The 5,866-nt window shown below is 67.3% G+C and carries 4 protein-coding genes; 2 read left to right on the forward strand and 2 right to left on the reverse strand.

Annotated elements, in window-relative coordinates; genetic code table 11:
• On the reverse strand, window positions 1-2,698 hold a 2,698-nt coding region (locus tag I71_RS40395), incomplete at its 3' end, for a UvrD-helicase domain-containing protein (protein ID WP_244434219.1).
• A 582-nt stretch (window positions 2,699-3,280) separates the two neighbouring features.
• On the opposite strand from I71_RS40395, the gene I71_RS33690 reads away from it, so the two are divergent.
• Window positions 3,281-3,961 carry a response regulator transcription factor gene (locus tag I71_RS33690; protein ID WP_042704564.1) on the forward strand — a complete coding sequence of 227 codons (681 nt, stop codon included), beginning with the start codon at window positions 3,281-3,283 and terminating at the stop codon, window positions 3,959-3,961.
• 298 nt (window positions 3,962-4,259) lie between these two features.
• Window positions 4,260-4,943 (forward strand): response regulator transcription factor, encoded by a 684-nt coding sequence (locus I71_RS33695; RefSeq protein ID WP_042704565.1) that lies wholly within the window; start codon window positions 4,260-4,262, stop codon window positions 4,941-4,943.
• A 30-nt stretch (window positions 4,944-4,973) separates the two neighbouring features.
• On the opposite strand, the gene I71_RS33700 is transcribed toward I71_RS33695, so the two are convergent.
• Entirely contained in the window at window positions 4,974-5,690 is a 717-nt protein-coding gene (locus tag I71_RS33700) for an alpha/beta fold hydrolase (protein ID WP_042704567.1), read from the reverse strand.
• Between the last annotated feature and the right edge of the window lie 176 nt (window positions 5,691-5,866).

The raw sequence follows: 5,866 nt of genomic DNA on the forward strand, positions 1-5,866 counted from the left end.
AGGATGTGCGGGCAAGCTCGGTGTGCGGCACCGTCGCCATCAGCGTCCGCCAGCGGAAGAAATCCTGCAGCAGCCCGCGCAGGGTGGCGCGCAGCTTCGGCTTCAGCTCGTCCGTTTCGGTCAGCGTCCAGCCGGCCTCGGTCAGCGACAGCCCGCGGGCGCGGGCGGCGGTGTAGAGGCTCTGCATGGCCGCCGGGCCGACGCCGCGCTTGGGCAGATTGACGATGCGCTCGAAGGCGAGGTCGTCATCGCCGGAGTTGACGACGCGGAAATAGGCGAGAGCGTCGCGGATTTCCTGCCGCTCGTAGAAGCGCGGACCGCCCAGCACCTTGTAAGGCAGGCCGAGCGTGATGAAGCGTTCCTCGAACTCGCGGGTCTGGAAGCCGGCGCGGACCAGCACGGCGATCTGCGACAGCGGCGTTCCCTTGCGCTGGAGCGTTTCGATCTCCTCGCCGACCCAGCGCGCCTCCTCCTCGCCGTCCCACACCGCCTTGACCTTGACCGGCTCGCCGCCATCGGCCTCGGTCCACAGCGTCTTGCCCAGCCGCCCCTGGTTGTTGGCGATCAGGCCCGACGCGGCAGCGAGGATATGGCCGGTGGAGCGGTAGTTCTGCTCCAGCTTGATGATCGTCGCGCCGGGAAAATCGGTCTCGAAGCGCAGGATGTTGCCGATCTCGGCACCGCGCCAGGCATAGATCGAATTGTGCGTCACGATCCCGTTGGCGATGAAGTTGTGCGTCCGTTCGACGTCGAGGTCGTGGACGGCCGCCTCGCGCCGGCTCGTCCGGACCGACCGCACGGTCGCCAGCGTGCCGTCCCCCCGGAACATCGACATGCCCGTCCGGACGGATCCGGCCGGGATCATCGGCAGGCTGGAACGGGTGCGGACGGACGGACGGTCCAGAACCGCAACGCCGCCATCATCGGCCTCCCGTTCCGCCTCGTCCTCCGCAGGGCCGACCCCGCTGCCGAAGCGGGCAAACTGCACGAGGGCGATCCCGTCCTTGAAGACTTGGCGGACCTTGTCCACGACGCCCATCACATCGGAAAGATTCGCCATGACCGTCTCATAGCGCCCCCCCTCGTGCCCCTTCTTCACCGGACGCACGGACAGGCCGATGCCGCGGAGCGCAGCGGCGTCATCGGGGGCGCTGACGATGATGGAGATCCGGTGCAGCGGCCGGCTGCCACTGCCGCCGCACAAAGTGACGGTGACGTTGCGGCGCCGGCCGGCGTGGCTCTGCGGCCGGTAATGGGGACAGGCGCGGGAAAGCCCGTACAGCCCGAGCAGGCGGTCGCCGGCCTCCTCCGTCGGGATCTCGCCGAACAGCCGGTCCAGGATCGACTGGTCGTGAACGAGGCCGCCCGTCGATCCCCCCTTGCGGGCAACGAAGGGAAAGGTCGGAATGCGGTGCCTCAGCGAGAGGGTGTATTCCAGGTAGCGCGCCTCGTTCTCGCTCTCGTGCGTCGCCAGGATCCAGACGGCATCCGCATGCTCCTGCCGGCAGCGGAGCTCATACCCGATGACCGGGGAAGCCTGCCCGCGGGTGTAGGTCTGCGACGTGCCGAGCCGGAAGCCGAAGCCCCGCTTGTGCATCAGGTAGGTGAAGTGAAGCTGCGGCGACGTTCCCAGCCGGTAGCCGGCGAAGTGGCGGTGCTCCGGCGTCGTGGTCAGGCGGGTGCCGTCGTCCAGCTCGATCTCCACCAGATCGCCCGACCAGTCGTGCCGATGGGTCCGCGTCACCGTCGACGGACCGAAAACGCCGCCGCCCTGCGCGGACCGCACGGCATCCCCGACCCGGATCGCCTCGACGGGCCGCTCCGAGCCGTCCGCCATCCGGATGAGCGTGCCCTCGACCACGCACTGATCCTCGTCACCGACGCAGCAGATGTTCTTGTGCGCCTGGGAGAGGATGCGCAGCCACAGATACTGAGCGACGTTGGTGTCCTGATACTCGTCGACCAGGAGATATTTGAACTTCCGGTGATATTCCGCCAGCACGTCCGGATGGTTCTGGAAGATGGCGAGGTTGTGCAGCAGCAGGTCGCCGAAGTCGCAGGCGTTCAGGGTGCGCAGGCGCTCCTGATAGGCACGGTAGATCGCCACCACCCGGCCGCCGGCCACATCGCCGCCGTCGGCGTCGCCCAGACGGTCGGGGGTCAGGCCGCGGTCCTTCCAGCGCTCGATGGCGCCCAGAAACTGTCGGGGCGGCCACTTCTTGGGATCGATGTTTTCGGCTTGCAGCAGTTGCTTGATCNAGGCGAACTGATCGTCGGTGTCAAGGATGGTGAAGTTCGACTTCAGCCCGACCAGCTCGGCATGGCGCCCAAGATGCGGCAGCCAGCGCATGGAGGTGCCGAGCCACAAGCCTTCCGGCTCGATCCCCACCAGATGGGCGACGCGCTCTTGCATCTCGCGGGCGGCCTTGTTGTGGAAGGTCACCGCCAGGATCTGGAAGGCGGCGGCGCGCCGCGTCATCAGCAGATGAGCCAGCCGGGTGGTCAGCACCCGCGTCTTGCCGGTGCCGGCGCCGGCCAGCACCAGAACCGGGCCGTCCAATGCCTCCACCGCCGCCCGCTGGGTCGGGTTCAGCCCGTCCAGATAGGCGAAGCGCTGCGCCGCGGCCGGAAATCCCGAAGCGGGACCGGCAGCGGGAGCGGCGTGGCTCAGCGGATCATCATCATAAGCGTCTGACATGGCGTCCCGGCCTGGGGATGGACGAAAAAAGCGGCTTGTGCAGGCGGATGCCCGCTCGCGGCTGGAACGTATACAGCACGGAACGGTCGGGCACGACCCCCGTCGAAGGCCGCACCCCCTGGGGGAACCGCACCGGGCGGAACGGCCACGCTTATGCCGAAGGGCAGACTTATGGGATATAGGACTCCAACCATTGGGCGACGGCGCAGTTCTTTCCGGCAAACGACCTTCATCCGGGAAGTCGCCGTACACTGTAGTTCAGCGTCATGACGAAATCACACCCCGCCCGTTAACGTTTTCCCCTTTTCTGTCACAGACAGTTATTCCAACTGACCGACGAGAGCCTCCTTATGTCCTCATCTTGTCTTATGCGGGCTTACGGCATATGCCCATTGCTCGACGCGAAATTTACCTAAGCGAAATTTTGCGCGGCGCAAATCGGGGGTATCTATGGATCACAACGAGGCACCCCCGAACCCTGAGGGGGAGCGGACCGGACGCGGGAGCGGAAGGTCGGGGATGCCTCCGAAGCGCCACCCGGCGCCACTTCGATCGGAACGGAACAAAAGGCGGGCTGAGACCATGGATGCCATCAACGTTTTCCTCATCGATGCCAACAAGCTTTTCCGTGAGGGCATGAAGCGTCTGTTCGAGGGCACCTCCTTCACCGTCGTCGGCGAGGCCGGCAGCCTGCGCGAGGGCCTGTCGACGCTCGGCTCCGGCAAGACCCCGGACCTGATCCTCATCGATCTGCCGAGCGGCGCCGACGAGGAAGTCGATGCGATGCGCGGCCTGCGCGAGGATCACCCGTCGATCCGGATCGTCATCCTGACCAACGACCTGGAGACCCGCCGCCTGTCGGCCGCCCTTGGTGCCGGTGCCGGCGGCTACCTGCTGAAGGACATCGCCTGCGAGGCGCTGATGCAGTCGCTGAAGCTGGTGATGATGGGCGAGAAGGTGTTCCCGACCCATCTGGCCGAGCTGCTGGTCAGCGGCCGCACCGAGGATATGGGCGCCGAGCAGCCGACCCGCCGCAAGGGTCTGTCGCAGCGCGAGGTGCAGATCCTGCGCTGCCTGCTGAACGGCAACAGCAACAAGATGATCGCCAACCACCTGAACATCACGGAAGCCACCGTGAAGGTTCACCTGAAGAGCCTGCTGCGCAAGATCAACGCCTCCAACCGCACCCAGGCCGCCATCTGGGCGCTGAACAACGGCATCGGCGACCAGGCCGCCGAGACCGGCGTCGCCGCCACCGTCTGATCCGGCCCGTCCGGACGCACCTACAAGCCAACCGTTCTGCCGAAAGGCCCCGCCCGCCTTCCGTTCCGGCCGTCCGCCCCCTCCATCCGGGGCAGGCGGCCGGCGGAGCGGGGCGTTGCCTTTTCCGGGCTTTGCCGATCCCGCAACCGGCCGCGGCGACCGACGGGCGCAGGCATAGAGGAAGCGGTCTAAGACCAAAAGCGAACTACAGCGTGAGAATGTGCGTGCTTATGTGAAGCCGCGTGCCGATGACGCCATTCCGGTGTGAGATCGCTGCAACCTTCTGGAAATGCCCGCGATGAACGTGCTGATCGCCGACGATCACCTGCTGTTCCGAGACGGTCTGCGCCGGCTGCTGGCGCAATTCGACGCCGATATGACTTTCTTTGAGGCCAGCACCTATGACGAGGTGCGGGCGTTGTGCGACGGCACCAGACCCTTCGACCTGATCCTTCTCGATCTCGGTATGCCGGGCTGGACCGGCTTTTCCGCCCTCGGCGACATTCATGCCGGCCTGCCGAAGGCGCTTCTGGTGGTGGTGTCGGGGTCGGAAAAGCGCTCCGACCTGCTGGCGGCCCTGGAGAACGGTGCCGCCGGCTATATCCCGAAATCCTCCAGCGCCAAGGTTCTGCTGGGCGCGCTGCAGCTGGTACTCGCCGGCGGCATCTATCTTCCCGAACAGGCGATCCGCGGCGGTGACCGCGCCGACACGCAAGGCGGCTATGGGGCACACCATGTCGGCGGTCAGGGGTCTGGCGATGCGGTGGACGATGGGGCGGCGCTGGGAAGCGGCGGCGGCGACCAGCTGACGCCACGCCAGCGCGATGTGCTCGCCCGCCTGCGCGACGGCAAATCCAACAAGCAGATCGCCCACGAGCTGGGGCTGACGGAAGGCACGGTGAAGGTCCACGTCACCGCGATCCTGCGTCATCTGGGCGTTCGCAACCGCACCCAGGCCGCCTTGACCGCGCAGAGCCTGTGACCGACCGGAGCCGGGCGACAGGTCCTTGCCCTACCGCTGCGCCCGCTCCACGGCGGAGACCAGCGCCAGCAATGCGCCGCGCAGTTCGGTGGCATGGGTCCGCGGGCGGATGGCGGCCGCGTCGGACACGGCGACGACCGTCAAGGTGCGGCACCCCGTCAGCCCATTTTCGAGCCGGGTGAACAGGCCGGCCGGATCGCTGCCCTGCATCAGGGTCACCGGCAGCCGGACCGCCGGCAATTCGGCTTCGAGTTCTCCGAGATCGCCGGTCAGCACCGCCGGCAGCGGGCGGCCGAAACGGGCAGCCAGAGCGTTCCAGCGCCGGCGCATCGGCGATTCGGCGCCGACATCGTCGACGATCATCACACCGCCGACCTGCTCCGGGAAATCCAGCGCCGCAGCGATGGCGAGCGGCGCCGTCACCGCGCCGGCGACCAGAACCGGCCGGCGGCCGCCGCGCTCCACCAGCAAGGGGTTCAGCAAAGGAGAGAGCATCGTCGCCCCTGCGGCGGCCGGCACGGTCAGCCATTCCTGGCCCGCCGGCACATGCTCCAGCAGGCGCCACCACGCCCCCTTGCCGGGATGAAGGAAGATCACCCGCCGTCCGGACGGATCGCCGGCCCGGTCGGACGTGCGGTCGCCGGCCCAGCCAGCACCCACCCCGTCCGCGGCCAGGCCCTTGGCCGGATGGCGGGCGGCGTCTGCCCGTCCGGTGCGGACGGTGGAAGGCTGGGTGTGAAAGAACACGGTCGGGTTCCCCGGTGCTGGCATTCCACGATGGGACCGTCCCACCGCCGAACCCAACCGTAACGAAGCCGAAGCGAAGTCGTCCCGTTCGATAAATCGGGCAAAACCCTTAAAACGGCCTGAAACCCCGCTCCGCCCGCAAAAGGTTTCAGCCGTCGCCGAAACAGGACAAAAGC

It is taken from the genome of Azospirillum sp. B506, assembly GCF_000333595.1.
GTDB lineage: Bacteria > Pseudomonadota > Alphaproteobacteria > Azospirillales > Azospirillaceae > Azospirillum.

What these genes read in the sequence shown, in the direction of transcription:
- I71_RS33695 (WP_042704565.1), top strand. Translation starts at nt 4,260, where the DNA reads ATGAACGTGCTGATCGCCGACGATCACCTGCTGTTCCGAGACGGTCTG.
- I71_RS33690 (WP_042704564.1), top strand. Translation starts at nt 3,281, where the DNA reads ATGGATGCCATCAACGTTTTCCTCATCGATGCCAACAAGCTTTTCCGT.